The sequence below is a fragment of the Nocardia yunnanensis genome, from assembly GCF_003626895.1.
In the GTDB taxonomy this organism is placed as follows: domain Bacteria; phylum Actinomycetota; class Actinomycetes; order Mycobacteriales; family Mycobacteriaceae; genus Nocardia; species Nocardia yunnanensis.
In genome coordinates this window covers 6,316,662-6,330,915 of sequence record NZ_CP032568.1, presented here as the reverse complement: position 1 = coordinate 6,330,915, position 14,254 = coordinate 6,316,662, and the positions used below count along the sequence as shown (strand labels likewise).

The window sequence follows — 14,254 nt, the reverse complement described above, 5'->3', positions numbered from 1 at the left end:
GAGACCATGCACGACTTCGATCCCAACGACTACCGCAAACGGGTCCTCGCCGCCGTCGAACGCCGGGGCGGGCTCGCGGAGTCGGATGCCTTCGAGCTCTACGATATTCCGCTCGCCGAGGCGGCCACGCTGAGCGACGGCGAGGTGGAGGCGCGTATCGCGCAGGTGTGGGCGCTGTGGCAGAAGCTGCGTGACCACCCCAAGTTCCGGGTGCTGGCCGGGCTGCTGGTGGACGCGCATCCGCGGCTGTCGGAACCGTTGCTGCACACCGGGTCCCGGCTGGCCGAGGCCGAGCGGGTGCGGCAGCTGCGCGGGCGGCGCGACGCCGAACGCTACGAGATGCTCGATATCGCCATCGAACGACTGGTGCAGCGGCACGGCGGGATTCCCGCCGCCAAGATCGCGGGCTTGGAGGACATCGGGCGCATGGGCGGGCTGACCGTGCCCGAGATCGCCGCCCACATTCGCCGCCACCGCATCATCGACGAGTCGCCCACGCCCGCACCGGCTCCGGTCGCGGCCGTGCTGAGTGTCGAACGCCGCCGGCAGATTCGCACACTGCTGGCCGAATACGAGCGCCTGCTGCCCGACTATCCCGCCCCGACCCTGCTGGCGCTGCTGCGCCTGGACTTCACCGCCGCGCACCGCACCGCCGAGATCCGTTTGCGTGCCGAGGCTTTGCGCGCGCGCACCCGCGAGCTGCCGCCCGGTCGCGTCCGCGTCGTCCTCGACGAACTGCTCGTCCACATCGCCGATGTCCTCGAACCCGGCGGCGACCAGGTCGACGCCTACCTGCAGGCCGTCGTCGACGCGGTCACCGACCAGCTTCGCCCGCAGGTCCGTGCCGCCGTCCTCGTCGAAGATCTTTTGGTAGCAGCGGATTTCGACTATCTGCTGGGCGAAGCCATCACCGCCGGCCTCGACCGCGCCACCGCCGAACGTGTCCTCACCACCCTCACCGACGAACTCGGCACCGTCATCGAAGGCCGTGAACACCTCGCGGAACCGGAAGGGCGCAGCGGCCGATCCGATAGCGGGACAACGACTTCCGGTCCGCCGGGCGGTCGGCGGGGTGGCGAGCGTGCTAGTGGCGGTGCGCCCGACCCGGCGCACTGGCAGCGAACGCCCTACGGCACCTACACTGGTGATGACCCCGGCACGCGGGACACCACGACCGGGTCTGCCGCCACCGGCACCCGGGCCGGGCGGCCGTGGGAGGCTGCGTTGCGGGCGGCGCGGGGAGCCCTCCGGGCCGGGCGCCCCACCGAGGCGGCGGGATTCGTCGAGGACGCGCGGCGGGGCCTGGGGACCGACGCGGCGGGGGCGACCTCGGTGCGGGCCGTCGCCGAGGAGGTCGAGCGGGTGCTCGGCGAGGCCGCGGTGCATTGGCGCGCGGCCGTGTCCGCCTGTGCGGGAAAACGTTTCGTCGAGGCGCTGAACGAGCACCTGGACTTCCTGGAGCGGCGCGCGGCCGATGTGCCGAATCCGGATGCGCGGGGCGACAGCCGCGCCTCGTTGACGGGGCGGGCGCGGGCGGCGGTCATCGAGGCGGGGCGAATGTTCGAGCGAGCCCCGGCGGCTCCGCCCGACGCGCGGCTGGCGGCGGTGCTGGCGGTGCTGGAGGTGTGCGCCGATCACGCGGAAGCGCTGGCGGCGCTGGCACAGTCGCAGGTGAGCGCGCCCGGCCAGGTGACGGCCAGCCGCAAGGCCGACGGGACCGTGGTGATCAGCTGGGCGGCGTCGCCGACCGGCAATGTCGAGTACCGGGTCACCCGTTTACTGGTCGACGGCTCGTGGCGGGTGGTCGGGCGCACCCGCGGCACCGCCCTCGAGGACGGCGGAGCCGAGGCCGGGCCGGTGCCGGTGTACGGCGTGGTCGCCTCGATCTCCGGGCGGGCCTCGGCCATGATCCGCTCGGACGGTGCGCCGCAGCGGTCGGCCGACGGCGAGCAGGCCGGGCGTGCGGTCGAGGAGCAGCCCAGTGGTATGCCGACCGTGCGCGGCCTGGCCGAACGCGGCGGTCTGCTGGTCTTCGACTGGCCGACCGGTCTGACCGAGGTCATGGTGGTGGCCCGCCCCGACGCACCGCCGATCGACCCGCAGGATCCGGCCGCGCGGCGCTGGAAGATCACCAATATGCGCTACGAACTCGACGGCGGGGTGCGCATCCCGGTCGAGATCCCGCGCCCGTGCCATCTGGCCGTGGCCTCCTGCCGCCGCGAGCCCACCGGAACCCTCACCGTCGCAGCCGGATTCGCCGCGGCTGCGCGCATGCACTGGACGCGCTGAGCGCGATCCGCCCTCCCTGCCCGGCCCGGCGCGCGCACCGCGTGGGAATCTGGAGGCATCCGGCGCTGTTGCGGCAGGGACGGTCATGAGCAGAGAGGCGGAACCGGGTGACTCCGAAGTTGATGGCGGTGAGCGACATCCATGTCGGTCATCAGGGCAACAAGCCGGTGGTCGAGGCGATTCGCGCGGACTCGCCCGAGGACTGGCTGATCCTGGCCGGTGACGTCGGCGAGAAGACCGACGACATCCGCTGGGCGCTCGAGACGCTGCGCGGCCGCTTCGCCAAGGTCATCTGGGTGCCCGGCAATCACGAATTGTGGACCACCGCAAAGGATCCCGTGCAGATGCACGGCGCGGCCCGCTACGACTACCTGGTGTCGCTGTGCCGGGATGTGGACGTGCTCACCCCCGAGGACCCGTTCCCGGTGTGGGAGGGCGCGGGCGCGGAACACTACGGCGGCGCGGTCACCCTCGCACCCCTGTTCCTGCTCTACGACTACTCGTGGCTGCCCGAGGGCGCCAAGACCAAGGCCGAGGGCCTGGCCATCGCCAAGGACCGCAATGTGGTGGCCACCGACGAATTCCTGCTGTCGGCGGAGCCGTACCTGACCCGCGACGCCTGGTGTCACGCCCGCGTCCAGTACAGCCAGCGTCGGCTGGACGCGCTGCCGGCCGAGACCCCGCTGGTGTTGATCAATCACTGGCCGCTGGTGCGGCAGCCGGTCGACATGATGTGGTACCCGGAGTTCGCGCTGTGGTGCGGCACGGATCTCACCTCCGACTGGCACGTCACCTACAACGTGGTGTGCGCGGTCTACGGCCACCTCCACATTCCGCGCACCACCTGGTACGACGGTGTGCGCTTCGAAGAGGTTTCGCTGGGCTACCCGCGCGAGTGGCAGCGCCGCGGCCTGCCCGAGCCGCTGCTGCGGCAGATCCTGCCGGTCCCCGACTACGGCGACAGCCTCAACGAATGGGGCGGCCATTTCAAGATCACCCCCGAAATGCGGGCCGCCGCAGTGAAAATGAAGGAAGCCGTCGAGCGCCGCCGCGGCGTCTGAGCGGTCACCGAAGACAGCATCGGGCCGTCACCTCCGCGAGGTGACGGCCCGATCGCGCGGTCGGCCCGAATTACTCCGGCCGGACCTGCTCGGCCTGCATGCCCTTCTGGCCCTGGGCCGCGACGAACGACACCCGCTGCCCATCCTGCAGGGATTTGAAGCCCTGCGTCTCGATCTGCCGGAAGTGGACGAACAGATCGTCTCCGCCGGCGTCGGGGGCGATGAAGCCGAACCCCTTCTCGTCGTTGAAGAACTTCACGGTCCCGGTCTGCCTGTCGGCCATAGCCATGCTCGTTTCGTATGAGGTGGTCGAGCAGTGATGGTCAGGATGCCCGTCACTGCCCTCGATCATGCCTGGCGCGCCCTCGCGGGGTGGGATTCCGGCCGGAGCGCCTAGTTTTCCGCGGCGGCCCGCAGGTTGGCCAGCCACGCTTCCAGGCCCATGCCGAGGAATTGGGTGGAGGTGGCGACGTCGGCCTCGACTTGGCTGCCCTGCCAGTTCTCCTCGGTGCGCACCAGGGTGCCGCCCGCGACGGGGGTGAAGGTCCAGACGTGGGTGCCGCCTTCGATATTCAGCCCGTCACCCAGTGCGGGACCGGTCCAGCGCAGGCAGGCGTGATCGCCGACCTGCTGGACCGTGGAGGTGATGGTGAGGGTGGTGGCCGGGGTGGTGGCGCTGGCCGGGACCGGGGTGGTCCAGCGGAATGCCGAACCCGGGCGCAGCGGTCCGTCGTCGAGGCGCTGCAGGGTGGCGACCGGCGGCTGCCAGGCGGGCCAGTTCGCGACGTCGGTCTGCAGGTTCCAGACGGTGTCGAGGGGCGCGTCGATGACGGCTTCGGTGCGGTAGTGGATCGGTGCGGTGGTGTCGATGGTCTGGCCCTCGCAGCTCAGGGGCGCGGGGTCGGCGGCGGCGGAAGGGGCTGTGGCGGTGAGGATTCCGGCGGTCGCGGCCAGGCCGAGAAGTGCGGTGCGGGCGGTGCGGTGGGCGCTCATGCGACAACTCCTGTTAGTTCCTATCGTGTTGGTTAGAGGCTATAACTGACCGCGAGTTAGAGTCAATAGGAAAAGTGATAGGGTCTAACCATCGAGTGTGAGGAGTCGTGGATGGCAGCAGCGTCGAGCCCGCGGGAGCGCTACCGCGAGCAGATTCGAGCCGAGATCAAGCAGCGCGCCTGGGGGCAGATCGCCGCGTCGGGGGCCTCGGCCTTGTCGCTCAACGCGATCGCCAAACAGGTCGGCATGAGCGGGCCCGCGCTGTACCGGTACTTCGCCGGCCGCGACGAACTGATCACCGAGCTCATTCGCGACGCCTATCGCAGCCTCGCCGACGCCGTGCGCGCCGCCTTCGAGGCCGGTGCGGGCGTGGCGGAGATCGCGCACGTGATGCGGGAGTGGGCGCTGGCCGATCCGCACCGCTACTTCCTGATCTACGGCACGCCCGTGCCCGGCTATCACGCGCCCGCCGACACCACGGCGATCTCGAACGAGATCATGACGGTGCTGCTGGCCGCCTACGACCGCCTACCCGCCAGGGCCGCAACCGCTTTCGACGCGCACCTGGCCGCCCACTCGCCCGCGCCCGCGACCCTGCGCCGGGCACTGTCGTTCTGGACCCGCGTGCACGGGGTGCTGTCGCTGGAGCTGGCCGGGCATTTCACCGGGATGGGATTCGATCCGGCGCTGCTGTTCGCCGACGAGGTCGAGCAGCTGCTGAGCTGACCGTCGCGCCCGGTAGGCTCGAATTCGGCAGTGCAGGAACGAGCAGGAGGCGGTCATCGAGGAGCGGGCGGTCGCGGCGACGGAGTCGGCGCGCATACTCGGCAGGATTCTGCCCAACGGGGTGGCCGCGGCCGAACTGACGGCATACCCGGAGGACCTGAAACCGCATCCCGGCGAAGAGCATCTGATCGCGCGCGCGGTCGAGAAGCGGCGACGCGATTTCATCGGGGCGCGCTATTGCGCGCGGCAGGCGCTGGCCCAGCTGGGTGAGCCCGCGGTCGCGATCGGCAAGGGCGGCACGGGGGAGCCGGTGTTTCCGCGCGGCATCGTCGGCAGCCTCACCCACTGCGACGGCTACCGGGCCGCGGCGCTCGGCCACAAACTGCGGTTCCGTTCCATCGGCATCGATGCCGAACCGCACGCCGAACTGCCCGAGGGCGTGCTGGATTCGGTGAGCCTGGCCCCCGAGCGCGACTGGCTGTCGGCGGTGTCGCCGGGCACCGGGCTGCATCTGGACCGGCTGCTGTTCTGCGCCAAGGAGGCCACCTACAAGGCGTGGTTCCCGCTCACCGGCCGCTGGCTCGGATTCGAGGACGCGCACATCACCTTCACCGTGGACGAGGAGTCGCCCGCGGGCGGGTCGGGCGCCTTCCACAGCGATCTGCTGATCCCCGGCCAGGTCACCGACGGCGGCGCTGCGCTGACCTCGTTCGACGGCCGCTGGCTGATCAGCGACAACCTCATCCTCACCGCGATCGTGACCGCGTGATGGCGACCCGGGCGCCCCGGCGCGAGAAGCTGCCGCCCCTGGTGGACGGTTTCGGCGGACTGCTGATCGTCGACAAGGACGGCGGCTGGACCAGCCATGACGTGGTGGCCAAATGCCGGGGCATCCTGCGCACCAAGAAGGTCGGGCACGCCGGCACCCTGGATCCCATGGCCACCGGCGTGCTGGTGCTCGGCGTGGAACGGGCGACCAAACTGCTGGGCCAACTGATCCTGACCACCAAGGCCTACACCGCCACCATCCGGCTGGGTCAATCCACCATGACCGACGATGCCGAGGGCGAGGTGACCGCGACCACCGCGGCCGGGCATCTCACCGATGCCGAGATCGCCTCGCGCATCGCCGAATTGACCGGCGACATCATGCAGGTGCCCGCCACCGTCAGCGCCATCAAGATCAATGGTGAGCGTGCCTACGCCCGCGCCCGCGCCGGCGAGGAGGTGGAGCTGGCCGCCCGGCCGGTCACGGTGAGCCGCTTCGAGGTGCTGGCCCGCCGCGACATCGACACCGGCACAACCTCGTTCGTGGATCTGGATGTCGAGGTGGAGTGCTCCTCGGGGACCTACATTCGCGCCCTCGCCCGTGATCTCGGTGAAAAGCTCGGCGTCGGAGGGCATCTCACCGCCTTGCGCCGCACCCGGGTCGGGCCGTTCACCCTCGAACACGCGCGCACCCTCGAGCAGGTGAACGCCGCCGCCGCGGCGGGTGAGCCGCCGCTGAGCCTGGATATCGACACCGCGGTGCGCACCGCCTTCCCGGTGCGCGAGATCACCGACGCCCAGGCCGGGGATCTGCGCAACGGCCGCTGGCTGGAACCGATCGGCCGGCAAGGCGTGTACGCGGCCATCGATCCGGCGGGACGGGCCATCGCACTTCTCGAGGAGTCCGGCAAGCGGGCGGCGTCGATCATGGTGGTGCGGCCCGCCAACCTCTGACGCGGCGAAACTTCGCGGCGGGCGGGCGGTCTGGGCCGGAGGGTGTGTGCCGGCGCGGCACTGCCCAACCGCCGACCCGCTGCTGCCAAACCGGCCCGGGGTCCGCGTGCGGGGCGCACCATGGAAAGGTCGCTCGGCCGCAGAGGAGGCGATCGTGCCCACCGACCTCTCCCTCGAATCCATGAAGCTGTTCGTCGCCGACCATTTCGAGCAGTTCGTGAATCGGCGCAATGCCGCTGTCATCCACCGCAATATGACTCCGGACTTCCTCGACCACGACGGTCCCGGCGGGCAGCCCACCGACTTGCTCGGCGACGAGAAGATGATGCTGGGCATGTACGAGGCCATGCCCGACCTGCACGTCACCGTCCTCGACATGCTCGCCGAGGGCGACAAGGTCATGTGCCGCAATATCTGGCGCTGGACCGACCGGGCCACCGGGCAGCCGATGACCTTTCAAGGGTTCGTGCTGTGGCGTTTTCAAGGCCGGCGCATCGCCGAACGGTGGGCCACCGTCACCCAGCCCTCCCCGCACCCGGGCTGGGCCTAGGCCGCCTGGCCCTCGAATCATCCTGCGACCGAGCAGATCTCGTCCGCTGCCGCCATCGCGGCGGGGGAGTGGCTGACCATGAGGGTGGTGCGGGCGCGGGTGAGGTCGAGCAGATCGGCCAGCAGGTCGGCGGCAGTATCGGGGTCCAGGCCCTCGGTGGGCTCGTCCAGCAGCAACACCGGCGGGTCCGCGAGCAAGGCCCGGGCGAGCAGCAGACGCTGCCGCTGTCCGCCCGACATGCCGGTCCCGCCCGCGCCGACGAGGGTGTCCCAGCCCTGCGGCAGGGATTCGATCCAGTCCAGCAGCCGGGCCCGGCGCGCGGCGGCGCGCAGCTCCTCGAGGGTGGCGTCGGGGCGGGCGAAGCGCAGGTTCTCGCGCAGGGTGGCGTGAAAGACGTGGGCGTCCTGCGTCATTCCGGTGACGAGGCGGCGGACGTCGTCGCCGGGCAGGGTGCTGAGTTCGCGGCCGTCGACGCGGACGCTGCCCTCGTAGGCGACGAAACGCAGCAGCACGGCCAGGACCGTCGATTTCCCGGCGCCGCTCGGCCCCGTCAAAGCGATGCGGCGGCCCGGTTCCAGCCGCAGATCGAGGGGTTCGTCCAGGCGGCCGGGGACGCGCAGGCCGCGGATCTCGATCAGGGGCCGGCGGGAGGTGAGGGGTGGCGCGTCCCGGGTGGGTTCGCGCACCGGCGGCGCGGCGGTGAGGATCGTCGAGAGGCGACGGGCCGAGGCGCGCACCTCGACCAGTCTGCGCGCCGAATCGGGCAGCGGCGCAAACGATTCGAAGACGGCCAGCGCGAGCACCACCAGCAGTGTGGTGGTCACGGTGGTGAGCGGGGTGCGCAGCCCGATCGCGGTGATGCCGAGGGCGGTCGCACCCTGGGCGGCGAGCACCGCGGCGGTCGCCAGCGCGGAGGTTCGGGCGGTGCGGCGCTGGCGCCGGGCCAGTTCGCGTTCGAGCGCGCGGGCCGCGGAAACCGCGGTGCCGGTCGCGTTGTAGGCGGCCAGGTCGGCCGCGCCCTCGATCAAATCGACTGTGCGGGCGGCCAGTTCACCGCGGCCATCCGGTGCGGTGGAGGTGCGGGCGGTCGCGGCAGCGACCGCGCACGGCACCAGCACTCCGGCGATCACCAGTCCGGCGGACAGCACGGCCGCCGCCGGGAGCGACAGCGTGGCGGTGAAACCCACCGCGGCGACGGCGATTCCGGCCGCCACGGTCGCGGGCAGCAGGCAGCGCAGAAACAGATCCTGCACCGCGTCGACATCCTCCACCAGCCGGGTGAGCAGGTCGCCACCGCGGAAACCGGCCACCCCCTCCGGGGCGAGCGGTTCCAGTCCGCGATAGACGGCGGTGCGCAGATCCGTCACCACCGCCAGCGCGCTGTCGTGGCCGAGCAGCCGTTCGGCATAACGGAATACGCCCCGGCCGAGCGCCAGCGCGCGCACCGCCACCAGCGCGACGGCCACGGCGGCCAGCGGCGGATGGTCACCGGCGCGCGCGATCAACCACCCGGCCGTGGCGAGCAGCGCCAGGGCCGCCGCTTCCGCGGCCAGCGCCGCCAGCGTGGCGAGTACTACCCGGCCGCGGTGCGGGGCGAACATTCGCAGCAATCGCGGCAGCGACAGAGTCACGCGATCCTCCTGTTGGGTTCGGAGTGGCGGCCCAGGGTGATCACGCGGTCGACGTGCTCGAGCAGTGCCGGGCGGTGGGCCACGATCAGGGTGGTGCGGCCCGCCATCAAGCGGGCCGACGCAGCGGTGACGGCGGCCTCGCCGGCCAGGTCGAGGTGGGCGGTGGGCTCGTCGAGCAACAGCAGCGGGGCGTCCCGGAGAAAGGCCCGCGCCAAGGCGATTCGCTGACGTTGACCGGCGGACAGGCCCGCGCCGCGCTCGCCGAGGACGGTGTCGTAGCCGTCCGGCAGGGCCTGGATGAACTCGTCGGACGAGGCGGCGCGGGCGGCCTCGCGCACCTCGGACAGGGCAGCGCCGGGGCGGCCGAGGCGGATGTTGTCGGCGATGGAGGTCGCGAACAGGTGCGGACGCTGGGGAACCCAGGCGATCGATCGCCGCCAGGCGTCCCAGCCGGATTCGGCGAGCGGGCGGCGGTCGGCCAGGATGCGGCCCGAGGTGGGCGCGGTGAAACCGAGCAGCAGCGCCAGCAGGGTGGATTTGCCCGCGCCGCTCGGACCGACCAGGCCGATACGTTCACCGGCGCTGAGCCGCAGGGAGAATCGGTCCAGGGCCGGGGTGGCGCGGCCGGGATAGTGCACGCTCACGCGATCGAACACCAGCTCGCGGGGTGACGAAAAGTTTTTCAATCCAGTCGAATTCGTCTTGACCGGAGCGGTGGTGACCTCGTCGAGCACCGCGAAGACCTCGGTGGCCACGGTGACACCCTCGGCGCTGTCGTGGAAGGCGGCGCCGGCGGCTCGCAGCGGCAGGTACGCCTCCGGGGCCAGCAACAGCACCAGCAGGGCGGTGGCGAGCTCGGCGCGGCCGTCGAGCAGGCGCAACCCGACCGGGACCGCGACCACCGCAATCGACAGGGCGGCAACCCATTCCAGGACCAGCGCGGACAGGAACGCCACCCGCAGGGTGCGCAGCGTCGCTCGCCGATGGGTGTCGGACAGGCGGGCGACGACATCGACCTGATGCCGGGCCCGGCCGAAGGCGCGCAGAGTGGGCAGGCCCGTGACCACATCCAGGAAGTGGCCGCTCAGCCGGGACAGGGCCGACCATTGCTGCTCGGTGCGCCGGCGGGTGTGCAAGCCGACCAGCGCGCCGAAGAGCGGGATGAGCGGCAGGGTCACCGCGATGGTCAGCGCCGCGAGCCAATCGGCGGCGGCGAGACGGACCAACACCAGCGGTGGAATCACGACGGCGGCAACGAGTTTCGGAAGATAGCCGGTGAAGTAGGGGTCCAGGGCCGCCACGCCACGCGTCACCAGCGTGGTCAGCTCGCCGTGGCGATCCCGGTTCAAACGAGCCACCGGCATCGACCCGATGGCTCGCAGGAGCCGTTCCCGCAGCGCGGATTTCACGGTGGCGGCGGCGCGATCGGCCAGGATCGTGCGACCGTGGGCGAGCGCGGCACGCACCACGATCACACCGGCCAGCGCGGGCAGTGCCCACGTCGCACCGGTGAGCGCGCGGGCCAGCAGGTCGGCCTGCGCGATGATGGCCATCGCCGTCACGACGGTCAGGACCACCGACACCAGCAGATGGGCACGGGCACACGGGTTTTCGCGGATCAACCGCCGTTCGATGGGTTTCATGGTCGGACCGCCTAGAAGTAGCCGGGAGCGTCCGCCGTGATGCGGCCGCGGAACAATCGCCAGCTCCACAGCTGATAGGCCAGGATGGTCGGAACGATCAGGATCGCCACGGGCAGCAGGGCGGTCAGCGTCACCGAATCGGCGGCGGCCTCGGTGACCGTCACGCCCTGGCCGGGAGCCGAAACCAGCAGGTACGGGTGCAAAGCCACGCCGACCAGCGGGACCGGCACGGCGACCGAGACGATGGTGGCCGCGAACGCCGCCGTGAACCGGCCACGCATGCTCGCGATCACCGCGATAACCAGCGCCACGACCAGGACACCCGCACAGCACCGGGCCCGGCCGGGCTCCGTGATCGAAACATCCTGGGAGAGAGCGGTACTCGCGATGACCGCCGCCGCTGCCATTGCCGACAGGACCGGTGTCAGCCGCCGGACCCGCTGCGCCACCGGCCCTTCCGTGCGCACCGACAGAAACGCCGCGCCGTGCGCCGCGAACAGCAGCACTCCGCCCAGACCGGTCGCCAGCACGAACGGCTCCAGCACGGTCGACCACCGCAGCGCATACGCGCCGCCGGGTGTCCGCGGAACGCCGCGCAGCAGCACGCCGATCACCATCCCCCAGCCGGCGGCCGGCACGACACCGCCGAGCACGATCAACGCATCCCACAGCCGCCGCCCGGCCGCACTCGACATGCGGCCGCGCAGCTGGATCGCGGCCTTGCCCACAACCAAGCCGAGCAGCACGACCACCACCAGCGGGTACAGACCCGAGAGCAGTTCCCCTTCGACGAAAGGGAACCCGCCGAACAACACTCCGACGACGGCCACCAGCCAGACCTCGTTGCCGAAGAAGAACGGGCCCAGCGCGGCCCGCACCGTGCGGCGTTCGCGCTCGCCGCGCGCCACGAACGGATACAGCACCTGGGTGCCGTAGTCGTAACCGGCCAGGACGAAATAGCCGCTGAGCAGCAAGCCCAACAGGGCCAGCCAGACGATGTGCACGGGAATTCCTTCCAAAACCTAGAGCACGCGGGCGAATTCGCCCGCATCGGTGATCGGGTCGACGGGCTCGGGCGCACCGAGCTGGGTGCCGGCCGGACCCCGGGCGGCGAAGCGCGCGATCAACGCCCAATCGGTGAGCGCGAGGGCGGCGAAGACGGTCAGGAACGCGATACAGGAGGCCCACATAGTGGCGACGCTCACGTGCGAGACGGCCTCGTCCACGGTGAGCTGGCCGTAGACCAGCCAGGGCTGGCGGCCCACCTCACGAAACACCCAGCCGCCGACGGAAGCGAGGAACGGCAAGGGGATCGCCGCGACCAGCAGCCAAGCCGTCGCCGGCCGGCGCGCGACACGACCGCCGAGCACCAGCAGCAACACCACCAGGGCCAGGGCGATGCCGTAGCGGCCCCGCTCACTCACCCCGGGCAGCAGGCCGCCCGCGGTCCGCACCAGCGTCATGGGATAGCCGAGCGCGAACAGCACCGCGATCACCGGAAAACGGGTGAGCGCCGAATGGAACACCACGACGACGGCGAGCAGCACGATCGCCATGGTGAGCATGCCGGTGCGCAGCATCACCTCTTCGGCATGGGCGATCCAGGCGGGCGGCACGTAATCGCCAGGCCCGTGCTGGGCCGCCATCGCATCCTGCAACTTCGCGACCCGCGGCCCGCCCTTGCCGGCCGCCAGCTTCATCGGCTGCGTGCGGCCCAGCAGCGGATACTGTTTCACGCCGAGCCGATACACCGGGTAACTGGCCAGCGCGGCCAGCACCAGCCCCACCCGCAGTGACGGCAGGAAGAACCGCCGATCGGCGCTGCGGCGCGCGACATGGTAGGCGCTGACACCGGCCAGAAACACCCCGCCGCACAACACCGCCGCCGCGCTCACGTGCGCGAAGGCATACAGCGCACTGGGATTGGTGAGCACCGCCCGCAGATCGGTGAGATGCGCGGTGCCCTCGCGCGTCTCGAACCCGACCGGATGCTGCATGAACCCGTTGGACACCAGAATGAAATAGGCCGACGCGTACGCGGTCAGCGTCACCACCCACAGCAGCCCGGCATGCAGCCACGGCCGCAACCGCCCCCACCCGAAGATCCACATCCCCAGAAAAGTCGACTCGGCGAAAAACGCGACCAGTGTTTCCAAGGCGATCGGCGCCCCGATCACATTGCCGAACACCTTGCTCAACCCGCTCCAGGCCAACCCGAACTGGAACTCCATCACCAGCCCGGTGACGATGCCCACCGCGTAGTTGATGACATACAGCTGCCCCCAGAACCGCGTGGCCCGCTCCCGAGCGGCCCGCCGCACCGGATCCCGGGTGAACGCGGCGCAGGTGTGAAACGCGGCGACCACCGGCACCACGCCGAGCGTGAGAAGGACGAAAAGCCAATGGATGGCCGTCGTTCCAGCGAATTGCAGTCGGGCGAGGTCCACGACCCCGAGATGCGGCACGAGCATCCCCCGAGTCTTCAGCGCCGCGCCTGCCCGAAACGCCTCCCTGCGGCCGCAGTTCACCGCCGAGAAAGCGCCCCCAAGACCCTTGTGAAGCGTCCGCCGGTGTGGTAGCTCGCGGCGGGGTTCGGCTTCGATTCGGCCGGGGCGGCCGCGGTTTCGGCGGGGCCGCCTACCCTTCTAAGGGTGGAGTTGCGGCAGTTGCGGTATTTCGTCGCGGTGGCGGAGGAGCTGCATTTTCGGCGGGCGGCGGAGCGGTTGTTCATTTCCACTCCGACGCTGAGCCAGCAGGTGCGGGCCATCGAGCGGGAAGTCGGTGGGCCGCTGCTGATTCGGGGAAACCACGGGGTCGAGCTGACGGCGGCGGGGGAGGTGCTGCTGACCTCGGCGCGCACCGTGCTGGAGGCGGCCGACGTCGCCTTGCGAGAGACGCGGGCGGTGGCGCGGCCGGGGCAGGCGGTGTTCCGGCTGGGGGTGGTCAACGGTGCGCCGCAATGGCTGCCGGGCCGCATCGAGGCGTTGCTCAAGGCGCGGCAGCCGGGGGTGCGGGTGGCGTTGACCACCGGGACCAGCGGCGATCAGGCGCGGCTGCTGGATCGGGACGAGGTGGATCTGGCGGTGCTGCGGCTGCCGGTGCGGCTGGCCGAGCATCTCACCCACACGCCCATCGCCGACGAGGAACTCGGCATCGTCATGTCGCGCGAGAACCCGCTCGCCGCAGCCGGTTCGGTGGAGCCCGCCCGCCTCGGCGACCACGAGCTGATCATGTTCGCCCGCGACGCCGCCCCCGAGGTCCACGATTCGGTGCTCGCGCAGCTGCGCGAACGCGGCGCCGCGGTGGTGCTCAGCGACAGCGCCATGAGCCACGCCCAAATGCTGCAACTGCTGCCGCTGCGTCCGGACTCCATCGGCGTCGGCTCGGCCCGCACCGCCGCGATGCCCGGCCTGGTCTGGCGGCCCCTGCACCCGCGCCCGCTGCTCATCACCTACGCCGCCGCCTGGCGCGCCACCACCCGAAACCCGCTGCTGCACACCATGGCCGACGCGCTGTCGGGCGGTCTGCGACTGTCCTCGGACTGACGCCGGGCCCGCCACCGGCGGCGTTAGCCCCCGCCTCAGGCGTGTTCGACCGTGCGTCGTGGACGGTGGCGTGTGCCGGGGGTTGGCTGAAAGG

The 14,254-nt window shown here is 71.1% G+C and carries 13 protein-coding genes; 7 read left to right on the top strand and 6 right to left on the bottom strand.

Annotated features, from left to right (window positions below; genetic code table 11):
* The first annotated feature begins 6 nt into the window (after positions 1-6).
* Both D7D52_RS29625 and D7D52_RS29620 read left to right on the top strand, forming a co-directional pair.
* Positions 7-2,289 (top strand): SaeA-related protein, encoded by a 2,283-nt coding sequence (locus tag D7D52_RS29625; RefSeq protein WP_120741615.1) that lies wholly within the window; start codon positions 7-9, stop codon positions 2,287-2,289.
* A gap of 107 nt (positions 2,290-2,396) precedes the next feature.
* Positions 2,397-3,350 carry a metallophosphoesterase family protein gene (locus tag D7D52_RS29620; protein ID WP_120741613.1) on the top strand — a complete coding sequence of 318 codons (954 nt, stop codon included), beginning with the start codon at positions 2,397-2,399 and terminating at the stop codon, positions 3,348-3,350.
* Between the two features lie 70 nt (positions 3,351-3,420).
* Here D7D52_RS29620 and D7D52_RS29615 read toward each other — a convergent pair whose 3' ends face one another.
* Together D7D52_RS29615 and D7D52_RS29610 are read right to left on the bottom strand one after the other, a co-directional pair.
* A complete protein-coding gene (locus D7D52_RS29615) occupies positions 3,421-3,633 on the bottom strand; it encodes a cold-shock protein (RefSeq protein WP_120744556.1) in 213 nt (70 codons plus the stop codon).
* 110 nt (positions 3,634-3,743) lie between these two features.
* The gene (locus tag D7D52_RS29610) at positions 3,744-4,343 is read right to left on the bottom strand and encodes an SRPBCC family protein (RefSeq protein WP_120741611.1); all 600 of its coding nucleotides are present in this window, start codon (positions 4,341-4,343) and stop codon (positions 3,744-3,746) included.
* A gap of 111 nt (positions 4,344-4,454) precedes the next feature.
* Here D7D52_RS29610 and D7D52_RS29605 point away from each other — a divergent pair, with 111 nt between their 5' ends.
* The 4 genes from D7D52_RS29605 to D7D52_RS29590 all read left to right on the top strand — a co-directional run bounded on the left by D7D52_RS29605 (position 4,455) and on the right by D7D52_RS29590 (position 7,341).
* Positions 4,455-5,069 carry a TetR/AcrR family transcriptional regulator gene (locus D7D52_RS29605; RefSeq protein ID WP_120741609.1) on the top strand — a complete coding sequence of 205 codons (615 nt, stop codon included), beginning with the start codon at positions 4,455-4,457 and terminating at the stop codon, positions 5,067-5,069.
* A 94-nt stretch (positions 5,070-5,163) separates the two neighbouring features.
* On the top strand, positions 5,164-5,838 hold the full coding sequence (gene npt / locus D7D52_RS29600; RefSeq protein ID WP_120741607.1) for a 4'-phosphopantetheinyl transferase Npt: 675 nt from the start codon (positions 5,164-5,166) through the stop codon (positions 5,836-5,838).
* A complete protein-coding gene (gene truB, locus D7D52_RS29595; protein WP_120741605.1) occupies positions 5,838-6,791 on the top strand; it encodes a tRNA pseudouridine(55) synthase TruB in 954 nt (317 codons plus the stop codon). Before npt ends, truB begins: the two co-directional genes overlap by 1 nt.
* A 154-nt stretch (positions 6,792-6,945) precedes the next feature.
* The gene (locus tag D7D52_RS29590) at positions 6,946-7,341 is read left to right on the top strand and encodes an ester cyclase (protein WP_120741603.1); all 396 of its coding nucleotides are present in this window, start codon (positions 6,946-6,948) and stop codon (positions 7,339-7,341) included.
* Positions 7,342-7,358: 17 nt separating this feature from the next.
* Here the strand turns inward: D7D52_RS29590 and cydC are convergent, their stop codons facing one another.
* The 4 genes from cydC to D7D52_RS29570 are packed head-to-tail and all read right to left on the bottom strand — an operon-like array spanning position 7,359 to position 13,086.
* Complete coding sequence (gene cydC, locus D7D52_RS29585; RefSeq protein WP_222932697.1) at positions 7,359-8,972, bottom strand: thiol reductant ABC exporter subunit CydC; 1,614 nt, start codon at positions 8,970-8,972, stop codon at positions 7,359-7,361.
* On the bottom strand, positions 8,969-10,615 hold the full coding sequence (gene cydD, locus D7D52_RS29580; RefSeq protein ID WP_120741601.1) for a thiol reductant ABC exporter subunit CydD: 1,647 nt from the start codon (positions 10,613-10,615) through the stop codon (positions 8,969-8,971). Before cydD ends, cydC begins: the two co-directional genes overlap by 4 nt.
* 11 nt (positions 10,616-10,626) lie before the next feature.
* Positions 10,627-11,619: a cytochrome d ubiquinol oxidase subunit II gene (gene cydB / locus D7D52_RS29575; protein ID WP_222932696.1), complete on the bottom strand. Its 993-nt coding sequence runs from the start codon at positions 11,617-11,619 to the stop codon at positions 10,627-10,629.
* Between the two features lie 18 nt (positions 11,620-11,637).
* Positions 11,638-13,086 (bottom strand): cytochrome ubiquinol oxidase subunit I, encoded by a 1,449-nt coding sequence (locus D7D52_RS29570; RefSeq protein WP_120741599.1) that lies wholly within the window; start codon positions 13,084-13,086, stop codon positions 11,638-11,640.
* 180 nt (positions 13,087-13,266) lie between these two features.
* Here D7D52_RS29570 and D7D52_RS29565 point away from each other — a divergent pair, with 180 nt between their 5' ends.
* Entirely contained in the window at positions 13,267-14,160 is an 894-nt protein-coding gene (locus D7D52_RS29565; protein WP_120741597.1) for a LysR family transcriptional regulator, read from the top strand.
* Positions 14,161-14,254 lie beyond the last annotated feature (94 nt).

Excerpts from the sequence above, each read along its gene's own strand:
- cydD (WP_120741601.1), bottom strand. The coding sequence starts at position 10,615 with ATGAAACCCATCGAACGGCGGTTGATCCGCGAAAACCCGTGTGCCCGT.
- D7D52_RS29615 (WP_120744556.1), bottom strand. The coding sequence starts at position 3,633 with ATGGCCGACAGGCAGACCGGGACCGTGAAGTTCTTCAACGACGAGAAG.
- truB (WP_120741605.1), top strand. The coding sequence starts at position 5,838 with ATGGCGACCCGGGCGCCCCGGCGCGAGAAGCTGCCGCCCCTGGTGGAC.
- D7D52_RS29625 (WP_120741615.1), top strand. The coding sequence starts at position 7 with ATGCACGACTTCGATCCCAACGACTACCGCAAACGGGTCCTCGCCGCC.
- D7D52_RS29605 (WP_120741609.1), top strand. The coding sequence starts at position 4,455 with ATGGCAGCAGCGTCGAGCCCGCGGGAGCGCTACCGCGAGCAGATTCGA.
- D7D52_RS29610 (WP_120741611.1), bottom strand. The coding sequence starts at position 4,343 with ATGAGCGCCCACCGCACCGCCCGCACCGCACTTCTCGGCCTGGCCGCG.
- D7D52_RS29570 (WP_120741599.1), bottom strand. The coding sequence starts at position 13,086 with ATGCTCGTGCCGCATCTCGGGGTCGTGGACCTCGCCCGACTGCAATTC.